This window comes from Rhodococcus sp. AW25M09 (assembly GCF_000333955.1).
In the GTDB taxonomy this organism is placed as follows: Bacteria; Actinomycetota; Actinomycetes; order Mycobacteriales; family Mycobacteriaceae; genus Rhodococcoides.
Map to the genome: position 1 here is coordinate 39476 of NZ_CAPS01000104.1, position 19939 is coordinate 59414.

General features: G+C 63.1%; 18 protein-coding genes and 1 pseudogene. 9 read left to right on the top strand and 10 right to left on the bottom strand.

Going from position 1 to position 19939, the window contains the following annotated elements; genetic code table 11:
* The first annotated feature begins 176 nt into the window (after positions 1-176).
* The 4 genes from RHODMAR_RS19710 to RHODMAR_RS19725 all read left to right on the top strand — a co-directional run bounded on the left by RHODMAR_RS19710 (position 177) and on the right by RHODMAR_RS19725 (position 4522).
* Positions 177-1679 (top strand): APC family permease, encoded by a 1503-nt coding sequence (locus tag RHODMAR_RS19710; RefSeq protein ID WP_008718009.1) that lies wholly within the window; start codon positions 177-179, stop codon positions 1677-1679.
* A 21-nt stretch (positions 1680-1700) separates the two neighbouring features.
* Complete coding sequence (locus RHODMAR_RS19715) at positions 1701-2555, top strand: universal stress protein (protein WP_008718011.1); 855 nt, start codon at positions 1701-1703, stop codon at positions 2553-2555.
* Between the two features lie 138 nt (positions 2556-2693).
* Positions 2694-3158 carry an Lrp/AsnC family transcriptional regulator gene (locus RHODMAR_RS19720; RefSeq protein WP_008718014.1) on the top strand — a complete coding sequence of 155 codons (465 nt, stop codon included), beginning with the start codon at positions 2694-2696 and terminating at the stop codon, positions 3156-3158.
* The gene (locus tag RHODMAR_RS19725) at positions 3155-4522 is read left to right on the top strand and encodes an aspartate aminotransferase family protein (RefSeq protein ID WP_008718015.1); all 1368 of its coding nucleotides are present in this window, start codon (positions 3155-3157) and stop codon (positions 4520-4522) included. The genes RHODMAR_RS19720 and RHODMAR_RS19725 overlap by 4 nt, the downstream gene beginning before the upstream one ends.
* A gap of 8 nt (positions 4523-4530) precedes the next feature.
* Here RHODMAR_RS19725 and RHODMAR_RS19730 read toward each other — a convergent pair whose 3' ends face one another.
* Both RHODMAR_RS19730 and RHODMAR_RS19735 read right to left on the bottom strand, forming a co-directional pair.
* Complete coding sequence (locus RHODMAR_RS19730) at positions 4531-5814, bottom strand: thymidine phosphorylase (protein ID WP_008718018.1); 1284 nt, start codon at positions 5812-5814, stop codon at positions 4531-4533.
* Entirely contained in the window at positions 5807-6220 is a 414-nt protein-coding gene (locus RHODMAR_RS19735) for a cytidine deaminase (RefSeq protein WP_008718020.1), read from the bottom strand. The genes RHODMAR_RS19730 and RHODMAR_RS19735 overlap by 8 nt, the downstream gene beginning before the upstream one ends.
* A gap of 265 nt (positions 6221-6485) precedes the next feature.
* On the opposite strand from RHODMAR_RS19735, the gene sdhC reads away from it, so the two are divergent.
* From sdhC to RHODMAR_RS19755, 4 genes are read left to right on the top strand one after another with little or no spacing between them, the layout of a single operon-like run.
* Positions 6486-6896 (top strand): succinate dehydrogenase, cytochrome b556 subunit, encoded by a 411-nt coding sequence (gene sdhC, locus RHODMAR_RS19740; RefSeq protein ID WP_008718023.1) that lies wholly within the window; start codon positions 6486-6488, stop codon positions 6894-6896.
* Positions 6896-7348, top strand: a complete 453-nt coding sequence (locus RHODMAR_RS19745; RefSeq protein WP_008718026.1) for a succinate dehydrogenase hydrophobic membrane anchor subunit — start codon at positions 6896-6898, stop codon at positions 7346-7348. The genes sdhC and RHODMAR_RS19745 overlap by 1 nt, the downstream gene beginning before the upstream one ends.
* A gap of 16 nt (positions 7349-7364) precedes the next feature.
* Positions 7365-9116 (top strand): succinate dehydrogenase flavoprotein subunit, encoded by a 1752-nt coding sequence (sdhA, locus tag RHODMAR_RS19750; protein ID WP_042939926.1) that lies wholly within the window; start codon positions 7365-7367, stop codon positions 9114-9116.
* A gap of 1 nt (position 9117) precedes the next feature.
* Positions 9118-9900 (top strand): succinate dehydrogenase iron-sulfur subunit, encoded by a 783-nt coding sequence (locus RHODMAR_RS19755; RefSeq protein WP_008718029.1) that lies wholly within the window; start codon positions 9118-9120, stop codon positions 9898-9900.
* A gap of 82 nt (positions 9901-9982) precedes the next feature.
* Here the strand turns inward: RHODMAR_RS19755 and RHODMAR_RS19760 are convergent, their stop codons facing one another.
* The 4 genes from RHODMAR_RS19760 to RHODMAR_RS19775 all read right to left on the bottom strand — a co-directional run bounded on the left by RHODMAR_RS19760 (position 9983) and on the right by RHODMAR_RS19775 (position 14225).
* Positions 9983-11188: an acyl-CoA dehydrogenase family protein gene (locus tag RHODMAR_RS19760; protein WP_008718031.1), complete on the bottom strand. Its 1206-nt coding sequence runs from the start codon at positions 11186-11188 to the stop codon at positions 9983-9985.
* 83 nt (positions 11189-11271) lie between these two features.
* Positions 11272-12087, bottom strand: coding sequence for an ATP-binding cassette domain-containing protein (locus tag RHODMAR_RS19765; RefSeq protein ID WP_008718033.1), 816 nt, complete (start codon positions 12085-12087; stop codon positions 11272-11274).
* Between the two features lie 3 nt (positions 12088-12090).
* Positions 12091-13149, bottom strand: coding sequence for an ABC transporter permease (locus RHODMAR_RS19770; protein WP_008718035.1), 1059 nt, complete (start codon positions 13147-13149; stop codon positions 12091-12093).
* Positions 13150-13178: 29 nt separating this feature from the next.
* Positions 13179-14225, bottom strand: a complete 1047-nt coding sequence (locus tag RHODMAR_RS19775; protein WP_008718039.1) for a substrate-binding domain-containing protein — start codon at positions 14223-14225, stop codon at positions 13179-13181.
* A 257-nt stretch (positions 14226-14482) separates the two neighbouring features.
* Here RHODMAR_RS19775 and RHODMAR_RS19780 point away from each other — a divergent pair, with 257 nt between their 5' ends.
* A complete protein-coding gene (locus tag RHODMAR_RS19780) occupies positions 14483-15802 on the top strand; it encodes a D-alanyl-D-alanine carboxypeptidase family protein (protein WP_008718041.1) in 1320 nt (439 codons plus the stop codon).
* A gap of 31 nt (positions 15803-15833) precedes the next feature.
* Here the strand turns inward: RHODMAR_RS19780 and yhjD are convergent, their stop codons facing one another.
* From yhjD to yidC, 4 genes and pseudogenes are all read right to left on the bottom strand, one after another.
* On the bottom strand, positions 15834-16853 hold the full coding sequence (gene yhjD, locus RHODMAR_RS19785; protein WP_008718043.1) for an inner membrane protein YhjD: 1020 nt from the start codon (positions 16851-16853) through the stop codon (positions 15834-15836).
* A gap of 84 nt (positions 16854-16937) precedes the next feature.
* Positions 16938-17978 carry a tryptophan--tRNA ligase gene (gene trpS / locus RHODMAR_RS19790; RefSeq protein ID WP_008718045.1) on the bottom strand — a complete coding sequence of 347 codons (1041 nt, stop codon included), beginning with the start codon at positions 17976-17978 and terminating at the stop codon, positions 16938-16940.
* 148 nt (positions 17979-18126) lie between these two features.
* Positions 18127-18933, bottom strand: coding sequence for an exodeoxyribonuclease III (locus tag RHODMAR_RS19795; protein ID WP_008718046.1), 807 nt, complete (start codon positions 18931-18933; stop codon positions 18127-18129).
* A 68-nt stretch (positions 18934-19001) separates the two neighbouring features.
* A pseudogene (gene yidC / locus RHODMAR_RS19800) lies at positions 19002-19892 on the bottom strand (membrane protein insertase YidC); the annotation flags it as partial.
* Between the last annotated feature and the right edge of the window lie 47 nt (positions 19893-19939).

Sequence of the window (19939 nt, forward strand, 5' to 3'; positions counted from 1 at the left end):
CCACGAACTCCGCCTATTTTACGACCCATTTCGTTGCATTGTTACTCCGATGAAAACAAATCCGTCGATACACAGCGCACAAGCGACGGAAATCGTAGTGTTCATCCAACACACGCCGCCGATTCTGTCGGGTCTCCCTCCGACGTCCTCGGTCGACACGAACCTCGGAGAGATCAATGTCCATTGCGGAACCGCCGAACACCATTCCAGGTAAGGGACTCAACACTGGCGCTCTCGGTTTGGTCGGCAACATCGTCATCGGGCTCTCGGCGGTGGCCCCCGCATACAGCCTGGCCGCCACCCTCGGCTACGTCGTCCTCGCCGTAGGCGACAAAGCACCTTCGATGTTCCTCATCGCTTTCGTTCCGATGCTGCTCACAGCCTTCGCCTACCGCGAACTCGGCCGCGATACTCCGGACTGTGGAACGTCCTTCACCTGGGGCACCAAAGCGTTCGGGCCGTGGGTCGGCTGGATGGCGGGATGGGGGCTGGCAGTGTCGGCGATCATCGTGCTGGCCAACGTCGCCGAGATCGCCGCCATCTACTTGTTCGAGTTCCTGGGACTGTCGGGGCTGGCGGAGTCGACCGCAGCCAAGGTCGCACTCGGTTCGTTCTTCATCGTCTCGATGACCTACGTCAGCTTTCGCGGCATCCTGATCAGCGAACGCATGCAGAACGTGTTGCTGGTGGTGCAGTTCGGCGTTCTCATCGGAGTATCGGTGACAGCTCTGGTCAAGGTGGGGACGGGTACCGCCGGACCCCAGGCCATCACGCCTCAGTGGAGCTGGTTGGTTCCCACCGGGGTGACGATGTCCGACGCGGCCCAGGCCATCATCCTGTGCATCTTCATCTATTGGGGGTGGGACGCCTGTCTGGCGGTCGGCGAGGAAACCAAGGACTCGGAGAAGACGCCGGGACGTGCCGCAGTGATCACCACGCTGATTCTCGTCGCGACCTATGTACTCGTCGGATACGCCGTGCAGTCGTTCGCAGGGTTCGGCGATACCGGAATCGGACTGAACAACCCCGACAACGTCGACGACGTGCTCACCATCCTGGGCGATCCGGTCGCCGGCTCCCTCGTCGCGTCACTGCTACTGCTGACGGTCTCCATCTCGGCCCTGTCCTCGACGCAGACGACCATCCTGCCCACGGCTCGCGGAACACTGTCGATGGCCGTGTACGAGGCCATACCCAAGCGTTTCGCCAGCGTGCACCCCAAGTACATGACGCCCGGCTTCGGCACGCTCGTGATGGGCGCTGCAGCCCTGGTGTTCTATTTGGTGCTGACCTTCGTCAGCGCCAATGCGCTGCAGGATTCGGTGGCATCACTGGGGTTGGCAGTGGCGTTCTACTACGGGATCACCGCGTACGCGTGCACGTGGTACTTCCGCCGCACGTTGTTCTCCTCTGTCCGAAACCTGTTCATGCGCGGCATCTTTCCGCTCCTCGGCGGATTGTCGATGACGTGGGCGTTCGTGCAGAGCGCTATCGACATGCTCGATCCCGACTACGGTTACACCGTCTACGGCCCGATCGGCGGAGTCTTCGTCCTCGGAGTCGGCATGCTGGTTCTCGGAATTCCGCTCATGCTGCTGTGCTTCGTGGGCAACAAGGACTTCTTCCAGGGCAAGACCCTCACTGCGTCCACCGAAGTCAAGGTTCCCGACACTTACTAGAAGAGAAGGACCGAAAAGCTCATGAAGATCACCGTCGGCTACCTCGCCACTCCCAGCGGCGACGACGGCGTAGCCCTGGCCACCGCCGTTGCCCGCGCCCTCGACGCGTCCATCGACATCGTCCTGGTCATGGCCGTCGACGAACCGGTCATGGAAGGCAGTGGACCATACCGAAAAGTTCTCGAGACCAAGGCCGAGGCCTGGGTGAAAGACGCGGCCGCCCAGGTCCCGTCGGGCATCGAGGTGAGAACGCACGTGCTCTCTCACGAGTCCTTTGCCCGCGCACTGATCGACTTCGCGGTACAGACCGATGCCGACATGATCGTCGTGGGCGGTGCAGGCGACGGGCTGTTGAATCGGCATTCGATCGGATCGGTTGCCGGTCAGCTTCTTCATGCCTCGGAAGTTCCACTGGCGCTCGCACCTCGGGGCTATCGACTCTCGAACGCACCGATCACCGACCTGACCGTGGCAGTCCCCACTCGGGCCTCCGCGCCGAATCCGCTGCCGTTCGCGATCACCCTTGCCAGCGCAGCACACGTTCCGGTCCGGTTGGTATCGCTGGTCTCTCTCGAACCGACCGGGGCCCCGGCCGACGAGAACTCACTGGATACACGTCGACGACAGGTCACTGCCGCGCAGGACAATCTCGAACTCGCAGTACGCACCCTCCCCGACATCGAAGGTCTGCAGTCCGTCGTCGCCGATGGATCGACGCTGGACGAGGCCATGGGCAACCTCGACTGGAAGCCGGGCGATGTGCTGTTCCTCGGCTCCAGTCGACTGGCAACTCCCAAGCGGGTGTTCCTCGGATCGAGTGCGGCCAAGATACTGCGAGCAGCCCCGGTGCCGGTGGTCATCGTTCCGCACGACTAGAGCGGGTCCGTCGCTCTCTACTGATTCTGACTATTTTTGAACCTTTGACAACTGATTCTGTCGCAAAATTCGACTTTCGATACGAATTTCATTGGAAGCGGGTTGCGTTCACAACCACGGCAGTGACAGGATCGAGGCATGCCCGAGCAGCCGCCCATTGCACTCGACGATGTCTCCAAAGCGATCATCGAACAGCTCCAGGAGGACGGGCGACGCTCGTACTCCGCCATCGCCAAAGCCGTCGGTCTCTCGGAAGCCGCTGTGCGTCAACGAGTTCAACGTCTGACGGACTCCGGCGTCATGCAGATCGTCGCCGTGACCGATCCGGTACAGGTCGGATTCGAGCGGCAGGCCATGATCGGCATCAAGTGCACCGGAGACAGTTACGCCCTGTCGGAGGAGTTGTCGGCGATCGACGCCATCGACTACGTCGTCCTGACGGCGGGCTCGTTCGACATCGTCGTGGAAGTGGTCTGCGAGGACGACGAACAACTGCTGCAGATCCTGAACAAGCAGATCCGCAGCCTGGACGGTGTTACCAGCACCGAAACGCTGGTCTATCTCAAACTCGTCAAGCAGCAATACAATTGGGGAACACGATGACACGAACGACCGCCGAGCTCGATGCCTCCGCAGCCAAGCATCTGTGGGGTCACTTCACCCGTCACGGCGCAGGGGTCACTCCCCCGATCATCACCCGCGGCGAGGGTTCGACAATCTGGGACTCGAACGGCAAGAGCTACATCGACGGCCTCTCGGGACTGTTCGTCGTGCAGGTCGGTCACGGCCGCGAAGAGCTGGCCGAGGCCGCAGCCAAACAGGCGAAGGAATTGGCGTTCTTCCCGCTCTGGTCCTACGCCACCGAACCGGCCATCGAACTCGCCGAACGCCTCGCCGGGTACGCCCCAGGAGATCTCAACCGCGTCTTCTTCACCACAGGTGGCGGAGAAGCCGTCGAAAGCGCATGGAAGCTGGCCAAGCAGTACTTCAAGAAGGTCGGCAAACCCGGCAAACACAAAGTGATCTCTCGGGCCATCGCCTACCACGGCACCCCGCAGGGCGCCCTCGCGATCACCGGGATCCCTGCTCTCAAAGAGCCGTTCGAGCCGCTGACACCGGGAGCCTTCCGGGTGCCGAACACCAACAGCTACCGTGCGCCTGCGCCCCTCGACACCGATCCGAAAGCCTTCGGAATCTGGGCTGCCGATCGCATCGCCGAGGCCATCGAATTCGAAGGACCGGATTCGGTTGCCGCAGTGTTCCTCGAACCGGTCCAGAACGCAGGCGGGTGCTTCCCACCCCCGCCAGGGTACTTCGAACGGGTCCGCGAAATCTGCGACCGCTACGACGTACTGCTCGTCTCCGACGAGGTCATCTGTGCCTTCGGGCGCATCGGATCGATGTTCGCCTGCAACGATTTCGGATACGTGCCCGACATCATCACCTGCGCCAAGGGATTGACCTCGGGCTACTCGCCCATCGGCGCAATGATCGCCTCCGACAGGCTCTTCGAGCCGTTCGACGACGGAACCTCGAGCTTTGCACACGGATACACCTTCGGTGGCCATCCCGTTTCCGCCGCCGTCGCCATGACGAACCTCGACATCTTCGAGCGCGAAGGAATCAACGCCCATGTGGCAGACAACGCACCGGCATTCCGCGCCACCCTCGAGAAGCTGCACGACCTGCCGATCGTCGGCGACGTACGCGGCGAGGGATTCTTCTACGGCATCGAACTGGTGAAGGACAAGACCACCAAGGAGACGTTCAGCGACGCCGAAGCAGAACGCATCCTCCGTGGCTTCCTGTCCACCGCACTGTTCGACGCAGGCCTGTACTGCCGCGCCGACGACCGCGGAGACCCGGTGATCCAGTTGGCACCGCCGCTGATCTGCGGGCAGCGGGAGTTCGACGAGATGGAACAGATCCTGCGCAGTGTGCTGACCGAGGCCGGCAACCTGATCTGAGCGAGCCGCTACTGTCCGATGCGGTCGATGACGAGTGGCCGCAGCTGCGGCGGCGTGGCACCGATCTCCCAACTGGTGTCGAGTGCCTGCTGCGCGTACTCGAACCGCTCGGGAGTGTCGGTGTAGAGCGTCGCCAGCCGATCCCCGGCCCGCACTCGATCACCGGGCTTGGCGTGCAGACGCACACCGGCTGCGCTCTGCACCGGCTCGCCCTGTCGCTCGCGGCCTGCCCCGAGCCGCCACGCCGCGAGTCCGACGCCCATCGCGTCCAACCCGGTCACGACGCCATCGGTGGTGGCGGTGAACTCCTGACTCTCACGGGCGGTCGGCAACGCTGCATCGGGATCGCCGCCCTGCGCGGCGATCATCGTCCGCCACCGATCCATCGCCGAACCATCGGCGAGTTTGTCGGCCGGATCGACGCCCTCGATCCCGGCCGCGGCGAGCATCGTTCGCGCCAACGTGATCGTCAACTCGACGATGTCGGCCGGTCCTCCCCCGGCGAGCACCTCGACGGACTCCTCCACTTCGAGTGCGTTGCCCGCGGTGAGCCCGAGTGGGGTGTCCATCGCCGTCAGCACCGCCAGAGTGCGCACGCCCGCGTCGGTTCCGAGCTCGACCATGGCGGTGGCGAGTTCACGTGCGTCCTCGACGCTCTTCATGAACGCACCGGCACCGACCTTGACGTCCAATACCAGCGCGCCGGTGCCCTCGGCGATCTTCTTGCTCATGATCGAGCTCGCGATCAGTGGAATCGATTCGACGGTCCCGGTGACGTCACGCAGTGCATAGAGCTTCTTGTCGGCCGGAGCAAGACTGGCACCGGCGGCGCACACGACCGCGCCGACTGCCGGATCGGCCAGGATGCGGTGCATCTGTTCGCCGGTGAGATCCGCTCGCCACCCGGGGATCGACTCGAGCTTGTCGAGCGTTCCGCCGGTGTGCCCCAACCCTCGACCCGACAGCTGCGGAACCGCTGCCCCGCACGCGGCGACGAGCGGAGCCAGCGGCAACGTGATCTTGTCTCCGACACCGCCGGTCGAGTGCTTGTCGACGGTGGGCAGCGGCAGCGAGGAGAAGTCCATCCGGGTGCCCGAGGCGATCATCGCGTTCGTCCACGTACTCAATTCCCGACGCGACAGTCCGCGCAACAGAATTGCCATCGCCAACGCCGACATCTGTTCCGGCGCGACGGTTCCGCGAGTGAACTCCGCGATCACCCACTCGATCTGCTCGTCGTCGAGAACGCGACCGTCGCGCTTGGCGCTGATGATCGATACGGCGTCAGGCATGGTCGTTCACGCGTCCTTCGTCGAGGTTGTCGGGGCCGAATGCATCGGGGAGCAACTCTGCCAGTCGACGCGGTCCCGAGGTGGTGTCGACGAGCAGTTCCGGGCCACCGAACTCGAACAGCAACTGCCGGCACCGCCCGCACGGCATCAGGATCTCACGTCGAGAATCGCAGCAGGAGAAGGCCACGAGTGCGCCCCCGCCGGTCGAGTGCAGGTTCGAGACCAGTCCACACTCGGCGCAGAGCCCCAAACCGTATGAGACATTTTCCACATTGCACCCAGTGACTATTCGATTGTCGTCCACCAGAGCAGCCGCACCGACCGGAAAGTTCGAGTACGGGGCGTAAGCACGACGCATTGCCTCATGAGCGCTGTCGCGCAACGCATTCCAGTCGATTTCGTCCATAATCACTCATCCAATCATGCTGTCTGAATTGATGCAGAGAACTGCCGGAAACTTCGAGCCCGAATTGGGAAGGCAAACCTAACACCGAATTTCGTTGCGATACGAACCTCGAGTCGAATTAGTTCCGTGTTTCGAATGGGTTTACAGTTTCTTGTAAGCGGCTAGTACAACCAGCACTAGGGCCGAATCGCGACAAATCGAGCCAGGACAAGACCGGCCACCGGGCTCGACGCGTCCACCAACGACGTTGGAGGCATTGCACTCGATGAGTAGCACGACAGAAGCCGCTCCGGTCAAGGAGCACAAGCGGTCGCTGTACCGCGGGGATCCGGGCATGTGGTCCTGGGTCCTTCACAGAATCACAGGCGTTCTGGTCTTTTTCTTCTTGTTCGTCCACGTCCTCGACACGGCGATGGTTCGGGTCAACCCCGAAACGTACGACGCCATCATCGAGACCTACAAGACCCCTCTCGTCGGCCTGATGGAGCTCGGCCTCGTCGCGGCAGTGCTGTACCACGCGCTGAACGGCATCCGGGTGATGTTGATCGATTTCTGGTCCAAGGGACCGCAGTACCAGAAGCCGATGCTGTGGGTCATCGGAGTCGTCTGGCTCGTCGTCATGATCCCCGGTGCGGGACGAATCTTCTACAACATGTTCACGGCGGGTGGTCAGTGATGTCTACGCAGGGTCCCGAGGCCAAGGTCCTCGGTACGAACTACGACCGTCCGGCCAGCTTGGCCAACCCGCGTTCACCGCGTCGTCAGAGCAAGGGCAACTTCGAGCTCTACGCATGGCTGTTCATGCGCTTCTCCGGTCTGGCTCTGATCGTGCTCGTACTCGGACACATGTTCATCATGCTGATGCTCGACGACGGTGTGCACCGCATCAACTTCGCATTCGTCGCCGGTCGCTGGGCCAGCCCGTTCTGGCAGTTCTGGGATCTGACGATGCTGTGGCTCGCTCAGCTGCACGGCGGCAACGGCCTGCGCACGATCATCGCGGACTACTCACGCAAGGACACGACGCGGTTCTGGTTGACCACACTGCTGGTGCTGTCGATGATCCTGATCATGGGCGTCGGCACCTACGTCATCTTCACCTTCGATCCCAACATCTCGGCGAGCTAAGGACACTGACGCTTACATGCAGGAACATCGTTACGACGTACTGATCGTCGGCGCAGGCGGTGCCGGTATGCGTGCCGCGATCGAAGCAGGACCCCGCGCGCGCACTGCCGTACTGACCAAGCTCTACCCCACGCGCTCGCACACCGGTGCAGCACAGGGCGGCATGTGTGCCGCACTGGCCAATGTCGAAGAGGACAACTGGGAGTGGCACACGTTCGACACCGTCAAGGGCGGCGACTACCTCGCCGACCAGGACGCGGTGGAGATCATGGCCAAGGAAGCCATCGACGCCGTTCTCGATCTCGAGAAGATGGGCCTGCCGTTCAACCGCACGCCCGAAGGCAAGATCGATCAGCGTCGCTTCGGTGGACACACCCGCGACCACGGCAAAGCGCCCGTTCGCCGGGCCTGCTACGCCGCGGACCGCACCGGCCACATGATCCTGCAGACGCTCTACCAGAACTGCGTCAAGCACGACGTCGAGTTCTACAACGAGTTCTACGCACTGGACCTGTGCCTGACCGAGACCGACGACGGTCCCGTCGCCACCGGCATCATCGCCTACGAGCTCTCCACCGGTGAGCTGCACATCTTCCACGCCAAGTCGATCATTTTCGCCACCGGCGGCTCGGGCCGGATCTACAAGACCACGTCCAACGCGCACACCCTCACCGGCGACGGCATGAGCATCGTCTTCCGCAAGGGACTTCCGCTCGAGGACATGGAATTCCACCAGTTCCACCCGACCGGTCTCGCAGGCCTGGGCATCCTCATTTCCGAGGCGGTCCGAGGCGAGGGCGGCATCCTCCGCAACGAGTCCGGTGAACGCTTCATGGAGCGCTACGCACCGACCATCAAGGACCTTGCGCCGCGCGACATCGTCGCGCGCTCGATGGTCCTCGAGGTCCTCGAAGGACGCGGCGGCGGCCCGAACAAGGACTACGTCTACATCGACGTCACGCACATCCCCGAGGAAGTTCTGGACGAGAAGCTCCCCGACATCATGGAGTTCTCGCGCACCTACCTCGGTGTCGACCCCGTCAAGGAGCCGGTGCCCGTCTACCCGACGTGTCACTACGTGATGGGCGGCATCCCCACCAAGATTCACGGTGAGGTACTCCGCAACAACACCGACAGCGTTCCCGGTCTGTACGCAGCCGGAGAATGCGCTTGTGTGTCGGTGCACGGAGCCAACCGCCTCGGCACCAACTCGCTGCTCGACATCAACGTCTTCGGCCGTCGTGCGGGCATCGCAGCGGCCGAGTACGCCAACTCGGTCGACTTCACCCCGCTCCCCGAGGAACCGGCGAAGATGGTGCAGGACTGGTTGGAGTTGATCCTGTCCGATCACGGCCACGAGCGCGCAGCCGACATCCGCACCGAGATGCAGCAGTCCATGGACAACAACGCATCGGTGTTCCGCACCGAGGAGCGTCTCGAGACGGCTCTCAAAGATGTCCGCGCCCTCAAGGAGCGGTACAACAAGATCACGGTCACCGACAAGGGCAAGCGCTACAACAGCGATTTGCTCGAGGCCATCGAGTTGGGCTTCCTGCTCGAAATGGCCGAGGTCACGGTCGTCGGCGCCCTCAACCGCAAGGAATCGCGCGGCGGTCACGCTCGCGAGGACTACCCCGAGCGCAACGATGCCGAGTACATGAAGCACACCATGGCCTACAAAGAGGGCACAGGTTTGCTCACCGAGATCCGCCTGGATTACAAGCCGGTAATCCAAACCCGCTACGAGCCGATGGAGCGGAAGTACTGATATGAGTGCACCCACCCTGGACAAGAAGTCGAACGAGTCCGATCTGCCACCCGTCCCCGAAGGCGCGGTGATGGTGAACCTCAAGATCGCGCGCTTCAACCCCGAGAGCGGTGACGGACAGCGCTGGGACACCTTTCAGGTCCCCACCCTGGCCACCGACCGTCTGCTCAACCTGCTGCTGTACGTCAAGGGCTACCTGGACGGCACCCTGACGTTCCGTCGTTCGTGCGCACACGGCGTCTGCGGCAGCGATGCAATGCGGATCAACGGCGTCAACCGTCTCGCCTGCAAGGTGTTGATGCGCGACATGCTTCCCAAGGATTCGTCGAAGACGCTCAACATCACCATCGAGCCCATCAAGGGCTTGCCGGTGGAGAAGGACCTCATCGTCGACATGGAGCCCTTCTTCGACGCGTTCCGCGCCGTGAAGCCCTTCCTGATGACGACAGGTAACGAGCCGACCCGTGAGCGGATCCAGTCTGCAGCGGACCGCGCCCGATTCGACGACACCACAAAATGCATCCTGTGCGCGTGCTGCACCACCTCGTGCCCCGTGTTCTGGAGCGACGGCAGTTACTTCGGCCCCGCCGCAATCGTCAATGCACACCGGTTCATCTTCGACAGCCGCGACGAGGGTGCAACGGAGCGACTGGACATCCTCAACGATGTCGAGGGTGTGTGGCGGTGCCGCACCACCTTCAACTGCACCGACGCCTGCCCTCGCGGCATCCAGGTGACCAAGGCAATTCAGGAAGTCAAGCGCGCGCTGCTGTTCGCACGCTGACCATCACTGCCGACGGCGAGCGCCCCTTCGCAGATGCGAAGGGGCGCTCGCCGTTTCGTGTGTGTGGGACGAACGGGCTGTGTCAGACGAATGCGCTGAAGCCCGTGACGCCGCGGCCGACGATCAGGTTGTTGATCTGTGCCGTTCCCTCGTAGGAGTAGAGCGCCTCGGCGTCGGCGAAGAATCTGATGACGTCGTTCTCGATCAGAATTCCGTTGCCACCCATTATCTCTCGGGCCCAACCCACAACTTCGCGCAGTCGCGTCGTGCAGAAGGTCTTCGCGAGCGCCGCGTGCTCGTCGTGATGAATTCCGTTGCCCTGCAACTGCGCGACACGGATCGCCATACCGAGCGATGCGGTGATGTTTGCCGTCATGCGCGCGATCAGATCGGAAATGAGCTGGAAGGATGCGATCGGAGCGCCGAACTGCTCGCGTTCGCGTGCGTAGGCAACGGCTCGCTCGTACGCGCCCATCATGACGCCCACCGCCTGAAACGCCACCCCTCCTCGGGTCAATCGAAGCACCTTTGCGGTGTCTGCGAAGGAGTTCGCATCGGCGAGCTTGTTGGCGACCGGGACCCGACAGTTCTCGAGGTGGACGTCCGCGTTCTCCACCGCCCGCAGCGAGTACTTACCCTCGATCTTGTCGGCCCGGAATCCCTCGAACTCCTTCTCCACCACGAAACCTTTCACCTCGCCGTCGGCCTCGTCCTTGGCGAAGACGATGGTCAGGTCTGCAAACGTGGCGTTTCCGATCCAGCGCTTGCTGCCGTTGAGTATCCAGTGGTCGCCGTCGAGGCGGGCCGTGGTCTCCAAGCCGCCCGCGACATCGGATCCGCCGTGCGGCTCGGACAGTCCGAACGCGCCGATCGTCTCCATCCGGCGCATGGCCGGCAACCACCGCGCACGCTGCTCGTCCGAGCCGAGGATCGAGATGCTGCTCATCGCCAGCGAGCTGTGCACGCTGAACATGGTTCCCGTCGACGGATCGACGCGCGCGAACTCCATCTCCAGCCAGCCGGTGAGCAGCTTGCGTGAGGCTTTTCGGTCGTCGAATGCGTAACCGAGGCCGGCGATCTCGAGTTCGGCGATCTGCGGCATCAGATGCACCGGCGAGACGGCCTTCTCCCAGAATTCGTTGGCCCGCGGCGCTACCTCGTCCTGGAGGAACCGACGAGTGCGCAGCACCACCTCGATTTCGTCGTCGTCGAGCATTCCCTGATACCCGAAGAAATCGGATTCGAGAAAGTCCGGTGACAGTGGTCCGAGGGGCTCGTGCTCACTCATGTTCGGCTCCTTCGTCTGGCGCCTCCGTCGGGCACCGCTACCGCTCGACTACCCGTCGTGCCTGATTCTCACCCCTCACCGAGTCATCGGCCGAGTTCGTGGGTGAGGGTGGCGAGATCCTGGCCACCGGCCATTTCGGTGGTGAGATCGTCGAGCGTGATGTCGCCGTACGCACGATCGAGCGTCTGACGGCCGCGGTTGAGCAGGACGAAGTGATCTCCGACGAGGAACGCGTGGTGTGGATTGTGGGTGATGAGCACGACACCGAAGCCCTCTTCCTTGGCTGCGGAAATGTAGCGCAGCACCATCCCCGACTGCTTGACGCCCAGCGCGGCAGTCGGCTCGTCGAGAATGAGCACGCGGGCACCGAAAAACATGGCGCGGGCAATGGCCACGCACTGCCGCTGTCCGCCGGAGAGGGTGCCGATGGGGGCATCGACATCGGGCAGATCGATGCCTATCTTGCGAAGTTCGCCGATGGTCGTCGCGCGCATCGCCTCGATGTCGAGCGATTTGAGGATCGTGCCTCTGCGGAGCTCTTGGCCGAGAAAGAAGTTGCGCCACACCGGCATCAGGGAGACGACGGCGAGGTCCTGGTAGACCGTGGCGATACCCTTGTTCAGCGCATCCTTCGGTGAGTCGAATGTCGCTGGTTCGCCGTCGACGAGCAACTGGCCTTCGGACTGACGATGCAAGCCGGCCATGATCTTGATCAGGGTGGATTTTCCTGCGCCGTTGTCGCCCAGCACGCAGGTCACCTCACCGGCACCCACGCGCAGATCGATTCCCTGGAGCGCGACGATGTTGCCGTAGCTCTTGCCCACGCCCCGCAGTTCGATCAGTGGCACCGATGTGTCGGAGGAGGATTCGTTGTCAGGCGTTGTGGCGGGGGAAGTCATGGATCACCTTTTCGCCGCGTAAGTGCGGAAGGAGTTGTTTGCGATCACGGCGAACAGCAACATCGCGCCGAGAAAGAACTTGAACCAGTCGGGGTTCCACCCTGCGTAGACGATGCCCTGATTGGTCATGCCGAAGATGAACGCCCCGATGAAAGCGCCGACGGCGGTCCCGTACCCGCCGGTGAGCAGGCATCCGCCGATGACGGCGGCGATGATGTAGAGGAACTCGTTGCCGACACCCTGACCGGATTGGACGGTGTCGAAGGCGAACAGCAGATGCATGCCGACGAACCAGGCGCAGAAACCGACGAACATGAACAAGCCGATCTTGACCCTCGTGACCGGGACGCCGACGGCTCGTGCCGATTCCTGATTGCCACCGACTGCGAAGATCCAGTTGCCGATGCGCGTTCTCATCAACACCCATGTCGCCGCCAGAGTCAAGACGATCCACCACACGACGGTGATGCGAACGGACACGCCGAACAGCGAGAACGACGACGAGAAGACGGCCTTGGCCGAGTCGAATCCCTCCATGTCCGAGATGGACGGGGTGGCGACCTGACCGGTGACGAGCTTGGTGACGGCGAGATTGATGCCGGTGAGCATCAGAAACGACGCCAACGTGATCAGGAACGACGCAATTCTGGTGCGCATCACCAGATATCCGTTGAACACCCCCACAGACAATGCCAACACCAACGCCAGAACAGAACCGGCCCAGACGTTCAGGTGCAAGTTGTAGGCCAGCATCGAGGCCATGAGTGAGGAAAAGGTCACCGCCACACCGGTGGAGAGGTCGAATTCACCGCCGATCATCAGCAACGAGACACCGATCGCCATGATGCCGATGGTCGACGACGCGTACAGCACAGTGGCGAGAGCCTCGGGCGACCGAAACGGCGGTGCGACGATGCAGAAGAAGACGAAAATGACGACTGCACCGAAGAGTGCACCGAACTCCGGTCGAATCAGCACACGCTGCAACGGCTTCCGCTTTCCGGTTCGCCCATCCGCGATCGCGGTGCGTTTCGACAGAGCCGGATCGGCCTGTGTGGACATGATGTTCCTTCCGAGCCGAGGCGATGCACTCAGCGTGTGCCGTTGCGGGCGTACTCGGCGACGGCGTCGATGTTGGTCGAGTCGATGAACGCGGGACCGGTCAGGACCGGGGTGCCTCCGCCGACGGTGTTGCCGTTGTTGAGATACAGCCACAGCGAGTCGATGGCCAGGTAGCCCTGCAGGTAAGGCTGCTGATCGATCGCCCATGCGACGTCGCCGGACTCGATCGCGTCGACCAACGCAGCATTGGTGTCGAAGGTGACGACAGTGGCGTCGCTTCCCGCGTTGTTCGTGGACTGCACGGCAGTCAGGGCGATCGGAGCAGCGAGAGCGATGACGTGATCGATGGTCGGATCCTGCTGCAGCTTGGCGGTGATGGTCGCCTCCACGGACGGCATGTCCTTGCTGTTGACGTTCAGGATCTCGGTGCCACCTCCGGTGAAGCCCTGCCTGACACCCGCGCAACGAGCCTCGAGCGCGACAGCGCCCTGCTCCTGGATGATGCACAGCGTCTTACGTGCGCCGTCCTCGGTGAGCCGCGCACCGGCTGCCTGACCGGCGATGGTTTCGTCCTGGCCGAAGTATTGCCCAACCCCCATGCCTTTCCAGGAGTCGTAGCCGGAATTGAACGCGACCACAGGGATGCCGGCCGCCGTGGCCGCCTCCACCGAGGGTGCCATCGCATCGGGCTTGGCCAGGGTGACGGCAATGCCGTCGACCTTGGAATCGATCGCACTCTGGACGAGGTTGGCCTGGTTGGGTGCCTCGGGATCTGCGGAGTAGCGCAGTTCGATGTTGTCCTTGGCTGCGGCGGCCTCGGCACCCTTGCGCACGAGATCCCAAAAAGTGTCGCCGGGAACCTCGTGCGTAATCATCGCTACCGTCGCCGACGGCGTGTCGGCGACGCCCGCATTGCTCCCGTCGTCGGACGATCGAGGAGCACCACCGGTACTCGAGCAGGCAGTAAGCGTCAGTGCGACGACGGCACCGAGCGCGAACACCGCGATCGGCGTGCGGCCCGCCCGGTTCCGGGCTGTACCGAACACGCCGGCGTCGGGCCACTGTCGAAACGTCATTGCCACTCCCTCTCGGACAACTGTGCCTTTCGGACAACTGTGCCTTTCGGACCACCGAACGATCTTGGCACGACCGGTCCGGTCGATAGCTCGAAGGTTGAAATATACGGTGCATACAATTCTCATCGGTTCGCCAGGCCGAGCGCACCCAGTTGGCCGCATTCATCGTCGCAACTGTCGGACCACAGGGGCCGCCGGTCGGTCGCCAGCGCGAGTCGCCGCATCGACGAGCGCCGCAGCGCCTATGGTGATTCGCGATGAAAAGGATCAGAAGCTTCGTGGTCGCGGGTGCGGTATCGATGGCCGTGGCCGGTATCGGTGCCGGACCGGCTCTGGCGCAGCCTGCCGCCGAGCCTCCGATTGCGACGACGACACCGCCGTTCACGACGCCCGACACCGACGACTGCCCGTTCGCGGCGTCCCCACCGCCCGCAATCGACCTATCCGAGGTTCCGGCACCGGGACGTACTGTTCCGCAACCACTTCCGATTCCTGCGGACGCTGTCGGCGGAGATCGACTCGCCGAGTGCGGAGCGGTGGTGCCCGACGGTGCTCCCCCACTCCCCGCGGATATCTCTGCCACCGGATTCGTGGTCGCCGATATGGACTCCGGTGCGGTGCTCGCAGCCAAGGATCCGCACGGCCGATATCGGCCGGCGAGCACGATCAAGATGCTGCTCGCGCTCGTCGCACTGGACGAATTGAACCTGAACACACAGATCACCGCGACTGCCGAGGATGCCAACGCCGAGGGCAGCGCCGTCGGCATCGGTAAGAACGGGGTGTACACCAATCTGCAACTGATGCAGGGCCTGGTGATGGCGTCGGGAAACGATGCCGCGCATGCGTTGTCGGCGCAAATGGGCGGGAATGCCGCCACCGTGGACAAGATGAATGCCAAGGCCGCCGAACTGGGCGCGCTCGACACGCGCACCGCGACGCCGTCCGGTCTCGATGGGCCGGGGATGGCGTGTTCCGCCTACGACCTGGCTTTGATCTACCGCGCGGCTATGCGCAATCCGACTTTTGCGCAGCTGATTTCGACGGAGACCGTGCAGTTTCCAGGCTATCCGAAGGATCCCGCGATCCCGGACGATCAGGACCGGCCCGGGTTCGCCCTCTCCAACGACAATCGGCTGCTCTACAACTACGAGGGAGCCCTCGGCGGCAAGACCGGATACACCGACGACGCTCGCCAGACTTTCGTTGCCGGAGCCGAGCGCAACGGTAGACGGCTGGTGGTGACGATCATGCAAGGTGACGTGCTCCCGATACGTCCGTGGGAGCAGGCTGCACGACTGTTGGACTACGGCTTCGCCCTGAATTCGGCCAGCGGCGTCGGTGATCTCGTCGAACCGCAGTCGACATCGCCGGTGACGAGTACCCGCGCGAGCGACGCGACACCGACGCTCGCCCAGCCACCGTCATCGGTGCCGACGTCGCCGGACTCCGGTAGCCGGCAGTCCGACCTGCAAGCACAGGGCGACACAGTCGTTCGCATTGCGATCGGGGTCATCGGCTCGATCGTCGTGATCGGATTGCTGTGGGGAGCGCGAAAACTGTCGCGCAACCGGTGAATCGGACTCCGTTCGGCGCACCCACTCGACGTCAGCGGCGTCTGTTGCGTAATCCTGCAACACCGAGAACCGCTAGGGCCCCCGCGCCGACCAGCGCCAGACCGCCGCTCACTCCCGGTCCTTCGCTGACCTCGACCCTCGTACTGATCACCGCCGGTTCCGGTGCCGGAACGTGAGCTGCGGCGAGGCTTTCGCGAGTGGTCGCGGCAAACGACGTGGAGAACAGCACCAGCCGTGAGGTCGTGTAGACGAACACCAACAGACCGATGATGGGCCCGAAGACGACGCCCGCAGGACCACTCGTCACCGACCCCAGATAGATGGCACCGAGCTGCTTGAAGATCTCGAACCCGATTGCGGCAAGTAGCGCACCCTTTGCTGCGCTACGCCACGACACCGGCTCGCGCGGCAGCCGTGAGATCACCCAGGTGAACAACGCCCAGGTGCCCGCCAGTGCGAGAAGTATCGAAAATACGCGCAGTGCGATACCGACTCCTGGGACGGTGTCGAGATTCGCCCACTCGAGAATGCTGCGCATGACGCCGCCACCGGCCAGTGCCGACAACGCGAGCGACAACACCAGCGCGGCCCCGAGCCCGAGCAGCGCAGCAAAATCCTTGGCCTTTGTTGCCAGAAAACCAGCCGAGTCGCGCTGGCTCTCCCACATCGCGGTCAGCGCCTCACGCAGGTTGGCGATCCAACCGAGACCGGCATACAGCGCGCCGAACAGACCGATGATGCCGACACTTGCGCGTTCTTCGATTGCCGTCTTGATCAGATCGTTGATCGTCTCACCGAAACTGCCCGGCACGTTGTCGGCGATCTGCGACTGGATCTCGGAAAGCCACTCCGGCTGGTTCACCAGGACGAACCCGGCGACCGCAAAGGCAACCATGAGCAACGGAAACAGCGCCAGCACGCTGAAGTACGTCATACCGGCGGCATAGTAGTTTCCCTTTTGACCTTGAAACCGCTGCGCAGCAACGACGGTGTGATCGAGCCAGGGCCACTGGGCACGCTTGTCGTCGAGCATGGCCTTGAAGTCGGGCATGACACTCACCTTCTCACTGTCGTGGGCCGCTGTCTGATCATGTTGCCGCATCGTTGCGAAGCGACACCCACGGTGCCGAAAATGCTAGGCACCGGGAGGTAGGAAACCCACCCGGTCGTAGACCTGAGCGAGTGTTCGGCTCGCCACTTCTCTGGCCCGATCCGCACCTGCAGCGAGGATACGGTCGAGTTCGGCGACATCGGCCATGTACCCGTCCATCCGCTCACGCAACGGAACGACGAACTCGGTCAGCACGTCGGCGGTGTCCGACTTGAGGTCGCCGTAGCCCTTGCCCGCATATCCGGCCACGAGATCGTCGATACTCGCGCCCGACAACGCAGACTGCACGACCAGCAGGTTACTGACGCCCGCCTTGTTCTCCGGATCGAACACGATGTCGCGTTCGTTGTCCGTGACCGCCGAGCGAATCTTCTTCGCCGAGACCTTCGGATCGTCGAGAATATTGACGATGCCCGCCGGATTCGACGACGACTTACTCATCTTCGCGGTGGGATCCTGCAGGTCGAAGATCTTCGCTGTGCCCTTGATGATGTGCGCGTCGGGAACGACGAACGTCTTCTTGAATCGCGTGTTGAAACGCTGCGCCAAGTCGCGCGTCAACTCCAGATGCTGACGCTGATCCTCACCCACCGGAACCAGATTGGGCCGGTAGAGCAGAATGTCGGCAGCCTGCAGAATGGGGTAGGTGAACAGCCCGACGCTGGTGTGATCGCGTCCCTGCTTGGCCGATTTGTCCTTGAACTGCGTCATCCGCGCCGCTTCGCCGAACCCGGTGATGCAGTTGAGAACCCACGCCAATTGCGCATGCTCGGGAACCTGGCTCTGCACGAACAGCGTCGACTTCTCTGGATCGATGCCCACCGCGAGCAACTGTGCCGCAGCCACTCTGGTGCGCCGACGCAGTTCCTTGGGATCCTGCGGAACAGTGATTGCATGCAGGTCCGGGATGAAATAGAACGCATCGAACTCGTCCTGCAACTCCACCCAGTTCCGCACCGCACCCAGGTAATTGCCGAGATGGAACGAATCGGCAGTCGGTTGGATGCCGGAGAGCACGCGTCGCCGCGGACCCTGCGTAGTGTCGATGGAGTCGGAAGAAGACATGAGCCAATCTTTTCACGACCCGATCGACGCCGACTGCGTGCCTTGCCTTGTCCATCGCACGCGTCACTCCGCAGGCTCCGATCCAGCGCACCCGGGTCACTCCGCAGGCTCCGCTCCAGCGCACCCGGGTCACTCCGCAGGCTCCGCTCTAGCGGTAGCGGACGGTCACCGGCGCATGATCTGACCAGCGCTCGTCGTACGCCTCGGCCCTCTCCGTGATCGCATCCTTGGCCCGCTCGGCCAGATCACTCGTAGCCAGTTGATAGTCGATGCGCCAACCGGCGTCGTTGTCGAACGCCTTTCCGCGGTAGGACCACCAGCTGTATGGGCCCTCGACGTCCGGGTGTAGCGCCCGAACGACGTCGGTCCACGGGGCCTTCTCGGCGAGCAGTCGCGACACCCACTCACGTTCCTCCGGCAGAAACCCCGAATTCTTACGGTTGGTCTTCCATGCCTTCAGATCGGCCTCGGTGTGGGCGATGTTCCAGTCGCCGCAGACCACGACATCCCGGTCGCCGGCCTTCGCTGTCTTGGCCGTCTTGGTCAGATACTTCGCGAACGCAGCCATGAAGCGTTCTTTCTCGTCCTGGCGATCGGTCCCCACCTCGCCCGAAGGCAGGTACAGGCTCGCGACGGTGACGTCCCCGAAGTCGCCTTCGATGTAGCGACCGGCATCGGCGAATTCTGCCGCGCCGATGCCGGTGCGTATCGCATCGGGGGCCGCCTTCGACAGCAGCGCCACGCCGTTGCGTCCCTTCGCCGATGGTTCGGCGGAGGCCAGGTGCCAGCCCGCATCGAGGGCCGGTGCCAGCGCCTTGGTCAGTTCCCCGTCAGTGGCGCGGGTTTCCTGCAAACAGACGACGTCGGCATCGGTGGTCTCGAGCCACGGCAGCATGCCCTTGCGAACAGCAGCGCGAATTCCGTTGACATTGACTGTGGAAATAGTGATCGGCACGCCGACGACGGTAGCGGAGGCCGCCGACAGCCCGCAGGCTCGCTACCTCCGCCGGCTCACCGTCTCCGAGGCTTCGCGCCTGGTTTCGGCGCGGTGACCACCGATGTCACCTCCGACACCAGAGTCGGCTCGCGATCGATCCGCCGGTGGACGACGTGCTGCTGTAGGTAGGTCCAGACGTTGTTGCTCGTGAAATAGAGCAGCACCGCCACAGGCAGAACCGCGCCACCGACGAGCACTCCGGCCGGGAGGACCCAGAGCGTCAGCTTGTTCATGATCGCCGTCTGCGGGTTGGCGGCGGACGCTGCATCCTGACGGGTGATCGCCGCCCGGGAGTTCAGATGAGTGGCCACGGCAGCAACCATCATCAACGGCACAGCGACGAGAGCAATACTCCACACCGACGGCACTCCCCCGAACGGCCCGAATGCCTCGAGCACGTCCCGGGAGCTGCTGACGGCTGCGGAAATCGGCGCTCCGAACAGTCGCGCATCGAGAAACGACTGCACCTCGGTTGCACCGAACACGTAGTTCGCGGTGTTCGCGTTCTCCTGCGCCGTCATACCGAGGTGCCCGAACCCTGTTCCGGTCCGATTGAACGAGCGCAACACGTGGAGCAGACCGATGAAAACCGGTGCCTGCGCCAGCAGCGGTAGACACCCCATCAGGGGGTTGAAGCCGTGTTCGCGCTGCAATGCGCGTACTTCGGTCGCCTGCCGGGGGCGGTCCCCGGAGTACTTCTTCTGCAGGGCCTTGATCTGAGGTTGGAGCCTTCTCATGACCAGCTGAGAGCGAATCTGGGCGACGAACGGTTTGATCAGCACCGCCCGCAGCGTGAAGACGAGGAATATCACTGCCAGCGCCCAGGCGAAGCCGTTGTCGGGGCCGAGGACGAACCCGAAGACCCGGTGCCAGAACCACAGCACGGCGGAGACGGGGTAATAGACGAAATCGAGCATGGAGGAACACCTCACTGTGAGAGAAATCGATCGGGCGTCTCGACCGG

Bases quoted from the DNA above. Each gene is read 5' to 3' on its own strand.
- RHODMAR_RS19710 (WP_008718009.1), top strand. From the start codon at position 177: ATGTCCATTGCGGAACCGCCGAACACCATTCCAGGTAAGGGACTCAAC.
- RHODMAR_RS19715 (WP_008718011.1), top strand. From the start codon at position 1,701: ATGAAGATCACCGTCGGCTACCTCGCCACTCCCAGCGGCGACGACGGC.
- RHODMAR_RS19720 (WP_008718014.1), top strand. From the start codon at position 2,694: ATGCCCGAGCAGCCGCCCATTGCACTCGACGATGTCTCCAAAGCGATC.
- RHODMAR_RS19725 (WP_008718015.1), top strand. From the start codon at position 3,155: ATGACACGAACGACCGCCGAGCTCGATGCCTCCGCAGCCAAGCATCTG.
- RHODMAR_RS19730 (WP_008718018.1), bottom strand. From the start codon at position 5,814: ATGCCTGACGCCGTATCGATCATCAGCGCCAAGCGCGACGGTCGCGTT.
- RHODMAR_RS19735 (WP_008718020.1), bottom strand. From the start codon at position 6,220: ATGGACGAAATCGACTGGAATGCGTTGCGCGACAGCGCTCATGAGGCA.
- sdhC (WP_008718023.1), top strand. From the start codon at position 6,486: ATGAGTAGCACGACAGAAGCCGCTCCGGTCAAGGAGCACAAGCGGTCG.
- RHODMAR_RS19745 (WP_008718026.1), top strand. From the start codon at position 6,896: ATGTCTACGCAGGGTCCCGAGGCCAAGGTCCTCGGTACGAACTACGAC.
- sdhA (WP_042939926.1), top strand. From the start codon at position 7,365: ATGCAGGAACATCGTTACGACGTACTGATCGTCGGCGCAGGCGGTGCC.
- RHODMAR_RS19755 (WP_008718029.1), top strand. From the start codon at position 9,118: ATGAGTGCACCCACCCTGGACAAGAAGTCGAACGAGTCCGATCTGCCA.
- RHODMAR_RS19760 (WP_008718031.1), bottom strand. From the start codon at position 11,188: ATGAGTGAGCACGAGCCCCTCGGACCACTGTCACCGGACTTTCTCGAA.
- RHODMAR_RS19765 (WP_008718033.1), bottom strand. From the start codon at position 12,087: ATGACTTCCCCCGCCACAACGCCTGACAACGAATCCTCCTCCGACACA.
- RHODMAR_RS19770 (WP_008718035.1), bottom strand. From the start codon at position 13,149: ATGTCCACACAGGCCGATCCGGCTCTGTCGAAACGCACCGCGATCGCG.
- RHODMAR_RS19775 (WP_008718039.1), bottom strand. From the start codon at position 14,225: ATGACGTTTCGACAGTGGCCCGACGCCGGCGTGTTCGGTACAGCCCGG.
- RHODMAR_RS19780 (WP_008718041.1), top strand. From the start codon at position 14,483: ATGAAAAGGATCAGAAGCTTCGTGGTCGCGGGTGCGGTATCGATGGCC.
- yhjD (WP_008718043.1), bottom strand. From the start codon at position 16,853: ATGCCCGACTTCAAGGCCATGCTCGACGACAAGCGTGCCCAGTGGCCC.
- trpS (WP_008718045.1), bottom strand. From the start codon at position 17,978: ATGTCTTCTTCCGACTCCATCGACACTACGCAGGGTCCGCGGCGACGC.